The organism is Asticcacaulis sp. P2_C5 (assembly GCF_056404555.1).
The window spans coordinates 125,324-142,591 of record NZ_JBFUDU010000015.1 but is presented as its reverse complement, the minus strand read 5'-3'; the positions used below and the strand labels follow the sequence as shown (position 1 = coordinate 142,591).

At 60.5% G+C, this 17,268-nt stretch carries 14 protein-coding genes; 11 read left to right on the top strand and 3 right to left on the bottom strand.

The features are described from left to right. Positions 1-243 (bottom strand): hypothetical protein (locus AC1DXO_RS22765; RefSeq protein ID WP_476980491.1); only part of this gene is annotated, 243 nt, incomplete at its 3' end. A 310-nt stretch (positions 244-553) separates the two neighbouring features. On the opposite strand from AC1DXO_RS22765, the gene AC1DXO_RS22760 reads away from it, so the two are divergent. The 10 genes from AC1DXO_RS22760 (at position 554) to AC1DXO_RS22715 (ending at position 14,326) form a co-directional block, all read left to right on the top strand. After that, positions 554-1,036 (top strand): hypothetical protein, encoded by a 483-nt coding sequence (locus tag AC1DXO_RS22760; RefSeq protein ID WP_476980490.1) that lies wholly within the window; start codon positions 554-556, stop codon positions 1,034-1,036. Positions 1,037-1,143: 107 nt separating this feature from the next. Beyond that, positions 1,144-1,575, top strand: a complete 432-nt coding sequence (locus AC1DXO_RS22755; RefSeq protein WP_476980489.1) for a hypothetical protein — start codon at positions 1,144-1,146, stop codon at positions 1,573-1,575. Further along, entirely contained in the window at positions 1,572-2,411 is an 840-nt protein-coding gene (locus tag AC1DXO_RS22750; protein ID WP_476980488.1) for a hypothetical protein, read from the top strand. The genes AC1DXO_RS22755 and AC1DXO_RS22750 overlap by 4 nt, the downstream gene beginning before the upstream one ends. Positions 2,412-2,644: 233 nt before the next feature. After that, positions 2,645-3,055, top strand: a complete 411-nt coding sequence (locus AC1DXO_RS22745; protein WP_476980487.1) for a hypothetical protein — start codon at positions 2,645-2,647, stop codon at positions 3,053-3,055. Positions 3,056-3,782: 727 nt separating this feature from the next. Continuing rightward, positions 3,783-4,472 carry an AAA family ATPase gene (locus tag AC1DXO_RS22740; RefSeq protein WP_476980486.1) on the top strand — a complete coding sequence of 230 codons (690 nt, stop codon included), beginning with the start codon at positions 3,783-3,785 and terminating at the stop codon, positions 4,470-4,472. 20 nt (positions 4,473-4,492) lie between these two features. Then, positions 4,493-4,753, top strand: a complete 261-nt coding sequence (locus tag AC1DXO_RS22735) for a hypothetical protein (RefSeq protein ID WP_476980485.1) — start codon at positions 4,493-4,495, stop codon at positions 4,751-4,753. A gap of 165 nt (positions 4,754-4,918) precedes the next feature. Further along, positions 4,919-5,896: a replication initiator protein A gene (locus AC1DXO_RS22730; protein ID WP_476980484.1), complete on the top strand. Its 978-nt coding sequence runs from the start codon at positions 4,919-4,921 to the stop codon at positions 5,894-5,896. A 1,057-nt stretch (positions 5,897-6,953) separates the two neighbouring features. Next, the gene (locus AC1DXO_RS22725; protein WP_476980483.1) at positions 6,954-7,874 is read left to right on the top strand and encodes a DUF7146 domain-containing protein; all 921 of its coding nucleotides are present in this window, start codon (positions 6,954-6,956) and stop codon (positions 7,872-7,874) included. 44 nt (positions 7,875-7,918) lie between these two features. Next, on the top strand, positions 7,919-9,958 hold the full coding sequence (locus AC1DXO_RS22720; protein ID WP_476980482.1) for a ParB/RepB/Spo0J family partition protein: 2,040 nt from the start codon (positions 7,919-7,921) through the stop codon (positions 9,956-9,958). 126 nt (positions 9,959-10,084) lie between these two features. Then, positions 10,085-14,326, top strand: a complete 4,242-nt coding sequence (locus AC1DXO_RS22715; protein ID WP_476980481.1) for a strawberry notch-like NTP hydrolase domain-containing protein — start codon at positions 10,085-10,087, stop codon at positions 14,324-14,326. A gap of 4 nt (positions 14,327-14,330) precedes the next feature. On the opposite strand, the gene AC1DXO_RS22710 is transcribed toward AC1DXO_RS22715, so the two are convergent. Together AC1DXO_RS22710 and AC1DXO_RS22705 are read right to left on the bottom strand one after the other, a co-directional pair. After that, complete coding sequence (locus AC1DXO_RS22710) at positions 14,331-15,710, bottom strand: HipA domain-containing protein (protein ID WP_476980480.1); 1,380 nt, start codon at positions 15,708-15,710, stop codon at positions 14,331-14,333. Positions 15,711-15,712: 2 nt separating this feature from the next. Further along, complete coding sequence (locus AC1DXO_RS22705) at positions 15,713-16,000, bottom strand: helix-turn-helix domain-containing protein (RefSeq protein ID WP_476980479.1); 288 nt, start codon at positions 15,998-16,000, stop codon at positions 15,713-15,715. A gap of 271 nt (positions 16,001-16,271) precedes the next feature. Here AC1DXO_RS22705 and AC1DXO_RS22700 point away from each other — a divergent pair, with 271 nt between their 5' ends. Then, positions 16,272-17,165, top strand: a complete 894-nt coding sequence (locus AC1DXO_RS22700) for an ArdC family protein (RefSeq protein ID WP_476980478.1) — start codon at positions 16,272-16,274, stop codon at positions 17,163-17,165. Positions 17,166-17,268 lie beyond the last annotated feature (103 nt).

The following is a 17,268-nucleotide window of genomic DNA, read 5'->3' as shown; positions in this document are numbered from 1 at the left end:
GACCATGCCGACCAGGGCGGAGCCGATGCCGGCGACAGCAGCGAGTTTGCCGAGCGACCCAGTCGACCAATTGGTCAGCGTCGTGGTGGCCGCATTGAACGTCGTGTCCGTACCGGCCATTGCGCCGGTGACGAATGCGATGAGCAGCAGAACCGCAGCCGCAATCATCAGGATTTCGAGCAACACGGTATCCTTGAGCAGACGATGCCGCGCATCGTCCACCCTATACATGAGGGAATTCATGTCTTTTAGCCTTTCATTGAGAGTGTTTGGCGTAGCCGTTGGCCACGTCCAAGCATTCACATTTCGCTAACCTGTATTCAAGCCGGGCCGTTGAAGGCAATTTGCAGCATCTGCGGTAAAACAACGGCACGTGAGGCGGAATCACGTCACTTGCTGCGAAATTTGGGCCTGCTGCGGTGGATTTGCTTCATTTGCGGCAAAACGTCGCCAAAAAAGACGGGTGCCGGGGCGGTGTGACGCCGCTTTGACTCTTTTCTTGAACGGCAGACGCGCGTATTCGTGGTGGCATCCCTTGCATATAGAAGGTCCCATGCCTCCCCTCGCCGCGCGGCCCCTCAAATCGTCACGACGCGCCGCTCCACGCAGACCGGCGTCGAGCAATGTGGTGATTGATCTGACAAACGATCCGAACTGGTGCCACACAGTCGAGTCAGGCGTGATCGAGCACGCGAACCGCTTCATGGCTCTTGAGCGGTCGGCCATGGGCATGAAGGTGACAACCAAGCTGCTCGTCGAGCCGGCTATGGAGTTCTGTTCCCGGTTTACCGGCGACGAAATTGTCCTGGCGACGGATGGCGCCTTCGATATCGACCAATATAAGGAAGGGTCCGTCACCGTTTCCAGGGACTTCCTGAATCAGAAGATCCTGCCCCTGTCCCGACATTTTCAAGAGACCTGTTCAACGGGAGAAAAGCAGCGCTGGGGGATACGCCAGGTAGTGCTGGCATGCCTTTTCCTTTATGCCAACCACCTGGTCAAGAACCAACAAAGGGCAGATCGTTTCATAAAATAGGTATTTTAAAGCAAGGCTTTACATTTGTTTTCATAAAACCTCAAGTATGGCTTGAGGTATTCAAAAACTGTTGATAAGTTTTGACAACTGCAACCGGGGGGAACCTAATGACCGACCTTTGGAATGTCCCAAAAAACGCGCATTTGCCCGACGTCCTGACCGCGAGGGTCTCCGAAGGCATGCGCTACGGATTCACGATCCGCTACCGCATAAGCAGCCAGCGCGAACTAGCCCGCAAGCAATTGGCCCACGCACTCGGTATCGACCGCGGGACCTTGCGGCGATATCTCGAGCCCGTGCTCGACGAACGATGCCGCATACTGAGCGGTCCCACCAAGGTCAGCCTGCTGCATGACATGATCCTCAAGATGGGTGTTTGGCCGTCGCAGCTCTATAGCGCCGCGGAATCGAGCGGCAGCTTGAATGAGTACCTTGGCGAGGTCACCCGTATCTTTTTGGCGCCGCCGGCGGATTCGTTGTCGATAGCCTTTCTTCCCGTCGCCCAGGCGGTCGCCCAGACCCTGGGCCAGCTGTCGTGATCAGGCTTGGACATGCCGCCGCTCTGACGGCCTGTCTATGTACGGTCTCTGCCGCCGAGGTGCCGCCACATGGTGAAGAGATCGCCAGATTTCGCCTTCGTGACGAGCAGGTTTTGCAACCAGGCTTCTTTGCGGCCTGGCTGGAGGAGCGGTCATTCGATCCTGAAAGCCGGCGCATGGTTGCCGAAGCCCAGTTGGCCGCGCTGGCCGCCGAGCGTCGTGTCACCCTCGCCGCTCCGGCGCCCGTTCGCAGATTGTCGATTTCCAATCAGGCCATTCGAGACTTAGTGACGCGGATCGGCGCAGACACGGGCATGGACCCATCCTATCTGGTCAGGCTGGCGATCCGTGAAAGCGCGCTTGATCCCCTCGCCCGGTCGAACAGTTCATCCGCCGGGGGCCTTTTCCAGTTCACCGAAGGCACGTGGCTATGTGCCATGAGGGATTTCGGCGGCATAGCAGGCGTGCCCGCAATCCGAATTCGGACGGACGCATCGGGTCGTTGCCTCATTGATAATGCCGTTGAAAAGAACCTGATTCTCGACCTTCGCTTCGATCCTGTCGTGAGTACGCGGATTTCCGCCGCTGTGTCGCTGAGGAATTATCGGCAATTTTCATCGGTTTTCGGGCAGACCCCGACCTGGGTAGACCTTTATGCCCTGCATTTTTTTGGTGTCGATACCGGGTTGGCATTCTTGAGGCTGAACCAGACGACGCCATACGTTGCTGCAAGCGCCATTTCGCCGGCGGCCGCCCGGGCGAATCCATCGATCTTCTATGACAGTCGCAATCGCCCGCGTACGGTCGCCGAACTGTATCGAAACTTTGCGTCGTAACCTTCCCGTGTGATGCATCGCCGCTTGATACGTTGGTGCCAGTCATGATGTCGTTAGTAATCAAATTCGCTATGAAACTATTCCATGGGCCAGATTTCTCCATATGGACGAACGACTGTGCGGCATATTAGGCTGACGGTTGTTTCTTCTCTGCGTTGCAACAAATCGGATTGACGAACGGTGTTTTTGTTCGTAGCAAACATTCGAACGAACACCAATTGTTGGATAATCGAATGTATCGGTCACAACCTGTTGTGGCTCCTGAGGACGTGCGCCTGGAGTTTCTTATCGAGCCGGGACACCTGATCCGGATCAACTATCCGGCGATCAATTTTGGCTTCAAGTTTTTCGAACATATCCGTCTTGAGTTCGCCAAGGTCCATGAGCCGTGGAAGTACGACTGCATGTTCAACATGCTGCCGTTCCAAGGCCATATTCTCTTTGATGAGCTCGATGAGTTTCGGGCAAGCTGGTACGAGATGGTCGGGGACAAGGACCTGGGGCGGAAGGTAGCCTCCGTCAGCATCGATCCGCTTACCGCCGAGCGCTTTGATACCTACAAGGTGCTGTTTCCGACCAGGACCTTCCAACTCTTCGACACGGTCGACTCCGCCTATGCCTGGTTGCGGCAACCGCGAACATAGGACGCTTGAGAGCCATGTTTACCGCGCCGGCTTCTGGCGTGGATGCAGGTCCGGCCTGCCGTTTCATTAACCATTCGAACGCCAATCGTTGAGATCGCAATCCGGCGTGCCTTGTTTGCGGGCATCGTTTGACCGCCGCGATGGCGATGGTCCGCTCAGATAAGCGAGCGGCGCGGCAGGTCCGCGAACTCGCCCTACTCCCCTCCCCTTCTCCGTTGTGAATGGACAGTGAGAGGTTTGGAAATAGCGCGACGAGCACTTCCCCCGGCAACTTGTTTGGCGTTTCCCGCCCTTGGCGCATGGTCACAGGCCGAGAATCATGCATTGTTGCTGTGTGGCTATTATTGGAATCGCTGGTCGACTGCGTTTGCCGCTGCTCGCTGCAACGCCTGATCCTATAAGGGCGTTTTATTTTCGCCCTCCTAACGGAAGTACCTCAGGGTACCAGAAGGTACCAAACGCGTACCGGGCACCAGTACCTTAAGGTACTTTAGAGTACCAAAGGGTAGGGTAGATGAAGTTACCCCAAAGTACCAACAGGTACGGTACCCTAACGTACCTTCAGGTATCCTGGTATAGCAGGCCAGGTCCGGCAAAAAAGTATCTACAGGTACCACGGGCTACCCCAGGGTAAGTTACCCTACGTTACTCTAAGGTATAATACTCTACGGTATAGTAAGTTTCCGTTAACCAAATCGCTTTATGAATGACGTCCAGGAGGACCGCTATGCCCGTCATTTCTTTCGCCAATTCCAAAGGCGGGTCTGGAAAGACCACCAGCGCCTTGCTGCTCGCCTGCGAGCTTGCCAACTCAAAGCCCGTAACCCTGATCGACGCGGACCCACGCCAGCCGATTTCCCGATGGGCAACCATGGGCAATGTCCCAGCGGAACTTACGGTCGTCTCGAACGTCACCGAAAAGAACATACTCGAGGAGATAGAGCAGGCCAGCGCCAGGACGCCCTTTGTCATCATCGATCTCGAAGGAACCGCTTCGCGCCTGATGAGTTATGCCACGTCCTGGTCCGATCTCGTCATTATCCCAACCAAGGAGCAGCAGCAGGACGCAATAGCGGCCATCGATGTGATCAAGGAAGTCCATCGTGACATGAAGGCGGCCCGTCGCACGATCCCTTATGCCGTCCTGTTTACCCAGTCCCGGGTCATCGCCAAGTCCAGGACCGCCCGCCTTATCGGCGAGCAATTTCGCAAGAACCCCCAAATCGACACGTTCCAGACCGAAATCTACGAGCGCGACGCTTTTTCCGCACTTTTTGCCATCGGCGGGACCATTCGATCGATGACGGCGAAAGACGTGAACAACCTGGATGCGGCCATTCAGAACGTTGAAGGCTTCACGGCCGAGGTCGTTGCCAAACTCCGTGCAAATCGTGAAAAGGTTAAGGAGGTCGCCTGATGGAAAGTTCCCGACAACCCTTGGATTTCGGCGACCTCAACGACTTCGACGTTTCGCCGGCTGTGCCGAGGGCGCCGACCACATCCGCTCCAAAACCTGTCAAAAAAGCCATCGACAAGGTCGCCACGTTTCCCAGCCGCGAAGCGTCCGATGACAGCCAGATGAATATCAAGGCCCCAGCCGATATACTTGAGCGCTTCCGCGCAATGGCAAAAAAGGAACGCTATAAACACGGTGAGTTCCTGCAGGTCTTGATGGACGCGTACGGCAAGCGCAGGTGAGGGGACCACGGCAAATGGCTTATATTTCCTGGCCTTCCTGTCGTTAGCCCTTCTCCGCACAAGACTTCTAGCGGACCCGATGCGAATCGAGTCAACATCAATACTGCGCCGTCGAGCAGGGTAGACTTACCGAAGACTGGCGCTTCAACCTAGGTTCCGGCGTTCATGAACAAGAGGATCGACCCACATCCCAATCAGGACCTCTTCATTCGGGACCTGATCGATTATAGTCCCAAGGACGAGCGGTCCTTGATGGAGCGCCCATTCTTTTCCTTGTCCAAGCGTAAGCGCAACAAACCCATTGAATACCAAAGTGAAGATGGCTCGGTCTGGGTGAAGGTCTTGCCACACCCCGAATTTGGCATGGCGACCATTTGGGACGCGGATATCATGATCTGGTGTATCTCCAAGATCGTCGCCGAAAAGGAGCGTGGTCGGAACCTCGAGTCTCCGAAAATCCATACCACACCTTACGAAATGCTTCGCGGAATCGCGCGCAAGACAGGCGGAACGGACTATCGGCTCCTTCTCGAGGCAATGAACCGGCTGAAACACACATCGATTACGACGAACCTGCGCGCGGGCAAGAGCAAATTCGCCACCTTCAGCTGGCTGGCCGAATTTGAAGGGGAGGGGACTATCGAGACACCGGAACAGATGGAAAAGGTGCGCTCCATCTCCCTGACCCTTCCCAGCTGGATCTACAGCGCCATCACGACTTCCAGCAATGTCCTGACCCTCGACAGAGAGTACTTTCTTCTGTCGGGCGGCCTCGACCGCGCACTTTACCGCATCGCCCGCAAGCATGCCGGAAACCAGACCCAAGGCTGGCTATGCACCTTCAGAACGCTTCGCGCCAAGACAGGCAGCGACAGCAGCGAGAAGAAGTTTGCAGAGATGCTCAAGCGATCCGTCAGGGAGAACAAGCTCCCGCGCTATGAAATGACCCTTGTAAAAGCTGCGGACGGGCAGCCGGCTGTGCACTTCGTCGATCGCCATCTTGCCGGCAAGATCAAGGAAGAGGAGGCCATTCGTGAGGAATTACAGCGTCTTAGCCGCATGGGGGAAGAAGACGCTCGTGCAAGTTTGATCGACAGCGGAGCCAACCCACGCACGGTGGCCAAGAGAACGCGCGCGGCATAACGATCGCAAGAACAAGGGCTGATTCGACTATCGGGATATCAGGGGCCAAGCCCAACAAAACCTCCTCGCGATAAGCCCGCCCTTGTCGGGATATCAGGGGCTGAATCCGCCCGACCCTATCGGGATATCAAGGGCCAAGGTCCACAAGTACGGCCCCAAGGCAGCCCGCACGCGCGCCCAACGTCATGATTGTTCGCGTCCTACCTCAGGATAGGGGCGTTTTCTCGGCCTTTTCGCAGACTTAGAGTAGTATCTTGACACGCCAGCGACTCGTGGAGCCATCGGGATATTAGGGGCCACTGACATGCCGGTATTATCGGGATATCAGGGACCAAGCCGCATTTAGGCGGCCTTCTGTCGCCCAACTCGCCGTAACTTGTAGTTAACGATTTTCAAATGGCCGGTTGAAGCGCAAAAAAAGGTAGCAATAATTACATTTCAGCGGACCTGCAGCTATTGGCGAGGACGGTGCCAGTGTCGGGATATTAGGGGCCGATATCATTGGCTCCCGAGGTAAGAGACGGAATTAACACAACATTCCCGAAAAACTCAGTTGACTCTTTTGCGACTCGCCTCGGGCACAGCTTCCATTCTGAGCAGGAAAGTTTCCACGCCTGTGGACAACCCACCATAACTATCGGGATTTCAAGGACTTTTTGAATCGGTATAACAGGGACCGAGGAATCGGTAGAACAGGGGCCAGTTCATCGGGATATCAGGGGCGGGGCGCCCCATCAACTCGTTGAGATATATGGACAAAAAGCCCTTTTTTCCACCTTTAACCCTATAACTTTCCTTATTTAACAAGACTCTTTTTAACGATCTCAGCGGATGAGGAAATATCGACGCTCACTCAAAAGCTTGGGCGACTCATAGAGGGTCGCCCGCTTTTGAGCCCCCTGAGGGTGAAAAAGGGAACCGACCGGCTCAAATCCTTAACGGTCAAGCGTTCGCGACGATGACTATCGGGAGAATAGGGGCCGATCGTGTCCAGGCCCCGGAGTGGACCAGTGAAAAGGGAAGGGACTTTCGGGCTGCATCCTCAAGGGAGAAGCCCATGTCACTGCACCAAATCGTCCGCGCCCGAGGCGGAGACCTGTATGCCGGAGGGCGGAGAGCCTCCATCCCGGCGCCTGGCCACAGCCGGATAGACCGATCGGCATCCTTGCTGATCGGGAGAACCGGACGGGTCGTCGTTCACAGCTTCGGTTCCTCAACCGCTGCGGAAATCCTGGCAGACCTCCGTGATTGCGGCCTCATCGACCAGGCCGGATTTCCGTCAGGCCAGGCGAGTCCCGCACCGCCGGCCCCTCTAGTTTCAGATACGGCAAAGGTGCGGCGCGCGATCGACCTGTGGGGCGAAGGCGTTCCCATTGGGGGTACGCTCAGCGAGCGCCATCTCTGCCACTGGCGGGGGATCGGCCGATCCCTTCGAGAGATTACCGCTCTACGCCACCATCCTCATTGTCCCGTGGCGGTCTACGCCGATCACAACCGCCTTCACTGCCCGGCACTGATGGCAATGATCGAAACAGCGTCCGGGCGGCTCTCGGCGATCGAAGTCACCTATCTCGACAGCCAGGGCCGCCGCAACGCTGCACTTCGGCTTTCGCGCAAGACCGTCGGCCGTGTCCCTGAGGGTGCCGCGGTCAAGCTCGATCCATGGTCCAGCCACGTCGTCGTCGGTGAAGGGGTGATCACCACCCTGTCTGCAACCGAAATCCTCGACCTTCCGGGTGCCGCCCTTCTGGGCGCCAGCAACCTGCGCCGCTGGCGTCCACCCCCTGATGTCTCGCGTGTCACGATCGCAGCAGACCGGGGGCGGCCCGGCGAAGAGGCTGCAAGCGTCCTGGCCGAAGTGCTGATCGGTGCCGGGCTTGAGGCGAAGGTCGTCCTGCCCGATTGGCCCTGGGAGGACTTCAACAGGATGGCGCTGGGCCGCGGCGCCCAAGGAAGAGGGGAGGGCAGGGAGGGGTGACTGGTAATCGAGGATGGGCCTCGGCCAGTCGGGAAAATCCTACCATGACCACGTCTTCGATCGTAGCCGCCTCGGCTGTCGTCCCGGCACACTCGGCAACCGCCCTGAAGTCCATCAGTGTGCGCCTGAAGGACCTCGACATCGCTCCTGAGAACCCGCGCTTCCTTGACGGGCCTGACGATCTGATCCCTGACCTCGCAACGAGCCTTGCGCCTGACGCGGCCGGCCTCCTGGTTCCGCTCCTCGTCCGCGCCGGGGGCAAGACGGAAAAACCGTTCATGGCGCTCGACGGGCGCCGACGCATCTTCGGCTTCCGCCATTTACTGGCGGCGGGCCTGGTCACCGAAGACCTCGAAATCCCGGCCTATCTCTGCGAAACGAAGGAAGCGATCGCCGCCGCAGCGATCACAGCCAACCAGGCCCGCCTGCCGCTGAAGCCGGCGGAGATCATTTTGGCCATCCGCGCACTCTCCGCCAAGAAGATTACGGTCGAAGCTATGGCCCGGGCGCTCTGCGTCGATCTCGCCGAGGCGCGCAAGTATCACGCCGTATCCCAGGTCCACATGGACGTCCTCCTGGCCTTCAAGGACAAGCTGTTCGAGTTCTCCGTCCTCAAGCTGATCGCGCGCGTGCCGTCGCAGGCGGAGCAGAAGAAGCTGGCAACGGCGGCGCGGGCCAATGGCCGGCTATGGCCTGGGCATGTCGAACACTATCTTGAGCAGGGTGTCCTGTCGGCCGACTCTCCCGTAATGACCTTCGTGGGTATGGACGCCTATCGCGCCGCGGGCGGCAAACTGTCCGCCGATTTGCTGGGGGAGTTGCCCGACTCCTGTACGGATACTGTTCTCGCCTACCGTTTGTGGTCCGAAAAGGTCGAGCCGTTGAAGGCGATCGGTGAGGCGGCCGAGGTCACCATGTTCGTTTCGGCAGATGCCGAGGCGGAGCTGCCCGATGGGTTCTGCGCCCTGCCTTACCGCTACAATCGGGCCAAGGATGAGCAGGCGCGGATCAATGCCGCGAAGGAAGCCTGCGAGGCGCTCGAAACCGAACAGGAAGAAGCGCTGGCAGTCGGCGACGTCCAGGCCTGGGAAGCCCTGTTCGCCGCCAGGCTGGCGCTCGCCAAGGCAACGGCGGCGCCCATGCCTGTCAGAGCCGTATTACTGCGCCCCGGCGATCGCGAGCCCTTGCGAATCAGCGTCTACACGACGGATGCGGACGTCGCGGCCTGGCGGGCCGAAACCGCGCCCGAGCCGTCGGCCTACACACCGGAGCCATCGCGCAATCCCGACCCGATGCCCGAGCGCAAGGTGGTGGTCGATACATCCGACCGTGGCCACGCCTTCCACAGATCGGCGACAGAAGTCCTCGTCCGGGGCTTCCGCCGGGCGCTCTCCGACAGTTTCGTCGCGGCGCTGAAGCTCCAGGTGGCCTCGCAGTTCCAGCAGATCGTGTTGGTCCAGCCCTTCGGTATCGGCGATGACAAGGCCCTTCAGATTTCGTGCGTCAAAAACGTCCAGTCGCGTGGCTACGCCCCAATGGACAGCCTCGACAAGGAACTGGTCGACCGCCTCGTCGCCTATCGCGACCAATATGTGGCCTCCGGCCTGCGCCCCTATGCCTGGGTCACCTCGCTTGGTTTCCCCCAGATCCAGGATTTGCTGGCGCTGATGACCGCGGCCAATGTGTGGATCGACGAGGAGAGGACGGACCGGATCAAGGGCCGCGCCCGGGCACAGATCCAGGAGGTCGCCGACGAACTCGATTTCGACCTGCGCGCCTACTGGTATCCCGACGGCACTTTCTATGCCCGCGGCTCCAAGAAGCAGCTGCTGCGCTACGCCTCCCAGATGGGCTGCGACCTGGAGGAACTCGTCAACCTGAAGAAAGGCGCGTTGGCCGATTTCGTTGCGGAACAGGGCGTCCTTCGGCAGTGGCAGCCGCCAGCCCTCAGCTTTGCCAATGATATCGCGGAGGCCGAACTCACCGACGAGGACGACGATGCCGAGGCTGAAATCACGGCATCGGACGAAGGCGCGGCCGATCCCGATTGCGACGCCCAGCCGGAACCGATCGCTGCGGAATAGGTACGATGGCCTCTGTCCGACCGGCAGGGGCCATCTCCTTGCTGCTGACCGGGCAGGAAGAGGGGAGGGCAGGGGAGGGCGACTGGACGATGGGGATGGGCCTCACGCCAGATCGGGAGCCCGGACATGTCCGCCAATCTATCACTCTTCGCTGCGTCCTCCATCAGCCGGTCAGCCGGTATCCTCGGCGCCGCGCGCGCACTTCTGCCCCTGCTTGCCAAGGGGCGGTGCCTCGACCGCTCAAATGTCCGCGAAGCCATGAGCTTCGCCTTCATGGGCAGCGATACCGAGGGCCTTTGGACCTGGAAGGACGCCTACGATGCCCAGGAGGCCGCGCAGGTCCTGCAGCTTCGCAAGATGGCCTACCAGGTCGTGCGGCTCGAGGATGCGCCGCGGGAAACCATCGCTGCGCTCGCCGCACTAAGCCGCCTCGGCATGACCCACACCCGGCGCAGTGAAGAGCAGATCGCGTTCGACCAGTTCTCCACGCCGCCGGAACTGGCAGCGCTGGCAGTCCTCGCGGCCCAGGTGCGCAATGGCGACACCGTGCTGGAGCCTTCGGCCGGTACGGGCATGCTGGCGGTCCTCACCGAACTTACGGGCGCGAAACTGCATCTCAACGAACTGGCGCCGACACGCGCCGACCTTCTCGACGGGCTTTTTCCGCAGAGCGCACGCTCACGCTTCGATGCTGCTACCCTGCACGACCGGGTGACGACGGCGGGAAGTTTCGACGCCGTCGTATTGAATCCGCCCTTCCAGCAGCTGGAGGCGCATCTCCTGAGTGCCGGCAAATGCCTCGCCGACGGCGGGCGCGTCAGCGCCATCGTACCCGCCTCCTTCTTCGAGGGTTCCGAAGCGCAGCGACTGGCGCGGCTGTTCGCCGTGCGGGCAGCTATCCTCCTACCTGATGACAGCTTTGGCAAACACGGGACCTCGGTCGAGTGCGGCCTGTTGATCTTCGACCGCGTCCCGCCGAGCTCAGGGTTCCCGTCGATCACGCCCGTCGAGACGCTGGAACAGGTCCTGGAGGCCGTCCTGGCCATTTCGCCGAGGACGACGGCTAGGGCGCGTGTTTTTCGCTCAGCGGGGCTTAATTCGGCATTTCCTGCGGCAAATGCGCCCCGACCGGCCGCCTCGACCCGTCTTGCCTTCCTCAAGACGACGGCCCTCGTTCGATTTTCGCCGAAGGATTGGGCGGGCGCAGGCACCGATATAGGTCTCTACAGCGCCTACCGCGTCTCGCGGATGGACATTCAGCCCAGCCATGCGCACCCGTCTTGCCTCGTCGAATCCACGGCCATGGGAACCGTCGCGCCGCCACTCCCGACCTACCAGCCGCTTCTACCCGCAGCCATCGTCGACGGCGGGTTGTCGGACGCGCAGCTTGAAACCGTCATCTATGCCGGCCAGGCCCATGCAGACATACTGCCCGGCTGGTGGGCCCTCGGCGAGGGCCAGACAACCTATGGCGCCGTCAAGGAAGGGAATCCTGGCGCCTTCCAGGTCCGCAAGGGGTTCTTCCTGGGCGATGGGACAGGCGTGGGCAAGGGTCGGCAGATCTCGGCCATCATTGCCGATAACATCGCAAATGGCCGTACGCGCGCGCTCTGGATATCCAAGAACGACGAGTTGCTCGAGGATGCGCGGCGCGACTGGACGGCGATCGGCGGCAGCGCGTCCGACCTCATCAGCCAGAATACCTACAAGCTGGGGCAGTCGATCCGGGCCGACAAGGGTATTCTCTTCACGACCTACGCCACCCTGCGCGTTGCCGGGCGCCAGGACAAGAAGTCGCGTCTCGACCAGCTCGTCGACTGGCTGGGCCAGGACTTCGACGGCGCGTTGATCTTCGACGAAGCCCATGAAATGGCCAATGCCGCCGGCGGCAAATCAAATCGCGGCGCCAGGAAGCCATCGCAGCAGGGCCTCGCGGGTCTCATGCTGCAATACCGCCTGCCCAAGGCCCGGGTCGTCTATGTGTCGGCGACCGGCGCCACGACGCCTGAGAACCTGGGCTACGCTTGCCGCCTGGGCCTTTGGGGTTCGGCCGAGGCGCCGTTCATGACCCGGGAGGAGTTCCTGAAGGCGGCCGACGACGGCGGCGTTGCGGTGATGGAACTGATCGCGCGGGAGCTCAAGGCCCAGGGTCTTTACACGGCGCGCATGCTGTCGTTCGACGGCCTGACGATCGATCCGCTCATGCACGAATTGACGCCCGCCAATGTCGAGATCTGGGACACGTGGGCGGACGCCTTCGAAATTATCCACCGCAATCTCGACAAGGCCCTTGAGGCAATCGGCGTGGTCACCGACGGCAAGTGCAATTCCGGCCAGGCCAAGTCGGCGGCGAAATCGGCCTTTGCCTCGACCGCGCAAAGGTTTTTCAATGCGCTGCTGTGCGGATTCAAGGCGCCGACGCTGATCCGGGCCATCGAAGACGACGTGGCGGCGGGCCATGCCTGCGTTGTCCAGCTGGTCAGCACCAACCAGGCGGTGATGGACAGGCGGTTAGACGCGGTGTCGCCGGCCGAGTGGAACGACCTGCACATCGACCTGACGCCCCGCGATACCGTGACCGAGTACCTGGAGCACTCGTTCCCGACGACCTGCATGGTCATGGAGACTGACGACAATGGCAACGAGATCGCCGTTCCCTTGAAGGACAAGGACGGCAATGCCGTACACAGCCAGGAAGCCCTGGCCCTGCGGGACGAACTGATCCTCACCCTGGCCACCTTGCCGGGCGTTCCCGGTGTTCTCGACAGCCTCGTCCACCACTTCGGCGCGGACCGGATATCCGAAATCACGGGCCGCAATCGCCGCGTCGTACTCAAGGAAGGCCGGATGGTCCTCGAGCGCCGGTCGTCATCGGCGGCACGCACCGAGACCGACGACTTCATGGGCGGGCGCAAGGACATCCTGGTGTTTAGCCAGGCCGGTGGCACGGGCCGGAGCTATCACGCCGACCGGGCCTGCGGGAACCACAAGCCGCGGCGCCATTACCTCGTGGAGGCCGGCTGGAGGGCAGACAACGCCATCCAAGGCATTGGTCGAACCCATCGCTCGAACCAGGTGTCGGCGCCGTGCTTCCGACCGGTGACCACCAATATCAAGGGTGAGAAGCGTTTCCTGTCGACCATCGCCCGCCGCCTCGACAGCCTGGGAGCCCTGACCAAGGGAGAGCGGCGCAGCGCCGGCAATGGACTGTTCAAGGCCGAGGACAATCTGGAGAACGAGTTCGCGCGCCGCGCCCTGCAGGCCTTCTACGGCGCGATGTACCAGGGCAAGATCGAGTGCATGGGCCTCGAGGAATTCGAGCGCAAGACAGCGTTGAAGCTGCGCGATGGGGAAGGCGGGCTGGCCTCGGCGGAGATGTTGCCACCGCTGCATACCTTCCTGAACCGGATGCTGGCACTGCGCATCGCCGACCAGAATGCCCTGTTCGACGCGTTCGAGACCCGGCTGAAGGCGATCCTGGAGCGGGCGGAAGCCTCTGGCCTGCTCGACAAGGGCGTCGAGGATGTGGTGCCGGATGAGGTCGAGCTTGTCAGTGACGCGGTCATCCGCGTGGACAAGACCGGGGCAGAGACGCGGCTTTTCAAGTTTTCGGTGCGCCAGCGTCGCGAGATCAAGCAGCTGGAGGACTTCCAGCACATTTTCGACAATTGGCCGAATACGGCCTACGCCTTCATCTACAATGCCAAATCGCAGCGCACGGCCCTTCTGGAACGCGGCGTGACGACGACGGGCGACGACGACGGCCTGGTCAAGGCCGTGCGGTTGCACCGACCGACCAAGACCGAGGTCGTTTTTGAGACCCAGTACGAGGAGAGCAATTGGCATGAGGTTCCAGAGGCGGATTGGCGCCGCCTCTGGCAGGCCGAGATCGAGCGGCTGGATCCGTTCGTGCACTCGGAACTCAACCTGGTGTCAGGCCTGTTGCTGCCGATCTGGAAAAGCCTGCCGTCCCAGCAATGCCGCGTGAAGCGCCTGCGCGCGCCGGACGGACGGACCTGGCTCGGAAGGGTGTTGTCGGAGGCCGAAGCCCTGCGTCTCCTCCAGCAGCTCGGCGTGGCCGACGTTCAGCGCGACATCGCCAACCCCGTCAGCGCCCAGGACCTGGTCATGAAAAACGTGGGCACCCTGCGTCTGGCACAAGGCTTGCGCATGACGCGATCGAAAGTCATGGACCGGTATCGGCTGGAGATTGCCGGCGCGAGCGCCGAGGCGCGGCGTTTGCGTGACCTCGGTTGCTTCGTCGAGATCATCAATCACGCAGCCCGGGTATTCCTGCCGGTCGGCGACGTCACGGTGATGGGCGCTGTCCTGAAGGCTTATCCGGCCCAGGAACTGGTCTTGCATTGACCAGTTATCTGATTATTTCCCGAAAGGCGGCTTTACCCGGCGTCGCGCGATGCGCGGCGCCGGGTTTGTCCTTGAGTTGCCGCACGATTCTCAAGGCGTTTTCCTCAACGCAGTCGCGTGCCTGGATGACCAGTTCGGGCACGGCGCCATCCTGGTCGGCTATCCGGGCTGCCACGTTGTGGCCTCCGGCGACGATGCTATCGACGATTTCCTCGACGCGTTTGCGGGTCTCGCGCGGATTATAGCTCGCGGATTCGGCGATTAAGTCCCAATGCCGTCCCTCGACGTCGCCAGGGCGACGTTTCTTCCCGGCAAGTTTCTGTGCGAAGTTCTGGTTGATCTTCGCGTCCCGCCACGGGAGCACCGATGAAACGTCGTAAAGGGGCGCGAGCGACTTTGGTTCGTTCAGCAGCAGCGAGTAGTTCTTGGCGTGCGCGTCGGTATTGGCGACGACGATATTGAAAATCACTTGGTCGAGCAGGTGAAGGGCATCCCGTGGGGGAAGGTGGACGCCGGTGGCCAGCAGCGTCTGCAGGCTCGGCCCTGGAAACGTCCCCATCTCGTATTTGTAGGTGGGGAAGACGCGGTTCGCTTGGGCGAAGTCTTCCTGGTGCAGCCGTCGGATGCCGCCGTGGTCGCGTACATTGCGATCATAGCGGGCGACGGCCAGAGCGTTGCGCGTGCCGGCCTTCACAATGGTCACTTCAGCTGCCCGGATACCGATAGCGGCGGCGAGGCTCAGGCAATAGGCTTCGTTCTCCACAATTCCGGGCAATCTCGGATTGTCCGGTTTGATGATAAGGGTCGATGGCGCACCGTTTCGCGGAATGGCGAGCTTGTCTTCCTTTTGTGGCAGGCCGAGGCGTGGCCGGCCATGGGGATCGAGGACGGTCAGCGCCGTCTTCTCCTGGCCACCGGCCAGCGACAGGCGGATACCGTCTTCACCGACGAGAAAGGGGCGTTCCTTCAGGTCCTCGAAGTGACGAAGAAGCGCGGCGTCGGGTGTGTCGATCTTGTAGAAGTCCTGAAGTGGCGTGTAGGTCCATTTTTCACGCAGTGAAGGTTCGCCGAAAGACAGGGCACCGGCCGTGTCGCCACCGATTTCCCGCAGGATCGCGATGGTATCATTGCGATCGACACCCATGATTTTGGCGAGCGTCACCAGCTGCCGCTCTTCTGGCAGGAGGTTCGCCACCCATGGATGGACGGTTTCCGGTGCGTAGAGCGCGTCTGTCAGCGGCATGGTAACGGAGACCGGGAACACGCCCGGTGTGGCCAGCCAGCGCGGATCATAGGCGAAGGCGATTGTGCCATCGGCGCCCAGGTGGAGGCGGCCAATCTCGTAGGCTTCGTAATAGACCGCGAGGGTGTCGATTTCGGCCATGCTCAGATGTCCAGGTCGTGATAGCCGGTGCCCGTCCGAGGCGCGGTGGCAGTATCGATGGGCGCCGGGAACAGCAGATCACGCAGGTCGCTGCGAAGGGCCTTCAGAATGCGGGTGATCGTTGACAGCTTGGGATCGCGATTGCCGTTCTCGAGGTGGGACAAGGTAGAGATGCCGACACCGGACAGTCGCGACAGGTCTTCCAGGTTCAGTCCTTTGGATTGGCGTAATTGACGCAGGGCCTGTCCCAGCTGAAGGGTCAGCGGATCGGTCATTGCTGGGGCAGTCATGCGCGGCTCCTTTTATCGTTGGCGATAAATACATCCACTTTTACGTCAAAACAAGGCCGTTTTATCGTTCGCGATAAAGGAGACGAGTTTGTGGTCAAATCAGCAAAATTTATCGTGAATGATAAAAATGAAGAATTTAGCCATCAAAGGCCCGTGATTTATCGTCGGCGATAAGTCCCGCAGTCTAGGCCGGTTGATGCGTCGGCCCGAGGAAAAGGGAAGGGCGGAGCAGGGGAGCCTCGAATGGTCGAGGTGAATTCTGGAGATTTCCATGCCCCCTCTGCTCGAAAATACCTTATCCGCCCTCATTGCCCAGCTCGAAACCGGGGTCGCACCCTGGCGGAGGCCGTGGGCCCTGTCGCGTTCGCCCTCGCTGCCCTTGCGGTCGACCGGGGAGCCCTATTCCGGAATGAACGCGGTCCTGCTTTCCACGCTCGGCGCCATCCATGGCTATGACAGTCCCTACTGGCTGACCTTCAACCAGGCCGTCGAACTGGGCGGCCACGTTCGCAAGGGTGAGAAGGCGTCGCCGGCGATATTGTACAAGACACGCATCGTCGACGGTACCGAGGACGAGGGCGGCGAGGACAAGGTCCTGCGTTTCCTCAAATCCTACAACGTGTTCAATGCCGCGCAGGTCGAAGGTTTGCCCGAGCGTTTCCTGCCGGCACCGTGCGACGCTCGGGAGCCCCTGCATGACGACATTGCCAGCATCATCGCGACCTTCCCGGTCCCAGTGTCCCATGGCGGCAATGTGGCGTGTTACCATGTGCTGTCCGATCGCATCAGCATGCCGCCCCGGGCCGCCTTTGAAACCGACGAGGATTACATCGCGACCCTGCTTCATGAATTCGGGCATGCCACGGGAGCGAAGCACCGTCTGGACAGGTTCGTCCCCAATGAGACGCGCGAAGACTATGGGCGCGAGGAACTGGTGGCCGAATTGACATCGCACCTGACCTCCCTGCACCTCAGCGTCAATCCCAGCCACAGCGTCTTTGCCAACCATGTCGCCTATCTTGGCTCCTGGGCGAAGATACTGAAGGACCGGCCGGCGGAACTCCTTAAGGCGGCGGGCAAGGCCCAGGCGGCTGCGGACTTCATCCTGAAGTATCGGGCTGCCGCGGCCGCGCGCATCGCCGAATCTCGGGCGATCGCTGCCTGAGCCAGATTGTACGGCGACGGGTCTTTACTTGTCTCTCCCTGCTATACTTGACCCCCGCTTATTAGAAAGCTGGCCGTTTTTCTGATGACGCCCTCCAAGTTCG

What these genes read in the sequence shown, in the direction of transcription:
- AC1DXO_RS22755 (WP_476980489.1), top strand. Translation starts at nt 1,144, where the DNA reads ATGACCGACCTTTGGAATGTCCCAAAAAACGCGCATTTGCCCGACGTC.
- AC1DXO_RS22760 (WP_476980490.1), top strand. Translation starts at nt 554, where the DNA reads ATGCCTCCCCTCGCCGCGCGGCCCCTCAAATCGTCACGACGCGCCGCT.
- AC1DXO_RS22730 (WP_476980484.1), top strand. Translation starts at nt 4,919, where the DNA reads ATGAACAAGAGGATCGACCCACATCCCAATCAGGACCTCTTCATTCGG.
- AC1DXO_RS22720 (WP_476980482.1), top strand. Translation starts at nt 7,919, where the DNA reads ATGACCACGTCTTCGATCGTAGCCGCCTCGGCTGTCGTCCCGGCACAC.
- AC1DXO_RS22705 (WP_476980479.1), bottom strand. Translation starts at nt 16,000, where the DNA reads ATGACTGCCCCAGCAATGACCGATCCGCTGACCCTTCAGCTGGGACAG.
- AC1DXO_RS22710 (WP_476980480.1), bottom strand. Translation starts at nt 15,710, where the DNA reads ATGGCCGAAATCGACACCCTCGCGGTCTATTACGAAGCCTACGAGATT.
- AC1DXO_RS22700 (WP_476980478.1), top strand. Translation starts at nt 16,272, where the DNA reads ATGCCCCCTCTGCTCGAAAATACCTTATCCGCCCTCATTGCCCAGCTC.
- AC1DXO_RS22740 (WP_476980486.1), top strand. Translation starts at nt 3,783, where the DNA reads ATGCCCGTCATTTCTTTCGCCAATTCCAAAGGCGGGTCTGGAAAGACC.
- AC1DXO_RS22725 (WP_476980483.1), top strand. Translation starts at nt 6,954, where the DNA reads ATGTCACTGCACCAAATCGTCCGCGCCCGAGGCGGAGACCTGTATGCC.
- AC1DXO_RS22715 (WP_476980481.1), top strand. Translation starts at nt 10,085, where the DNA reads ATGTCCGCCAATCTATCACTCTTCGCTGCGTCCTCCATCAGCCGGTCA.
- AC1DXO_RS22745 (WP_476980487.1), top strand. Translation starts at nt 2,645, where the DNA reads ATGTATCGGTCACAACCTGTTGTGGCTCCTGAGGACGTGCGCCTGGAG.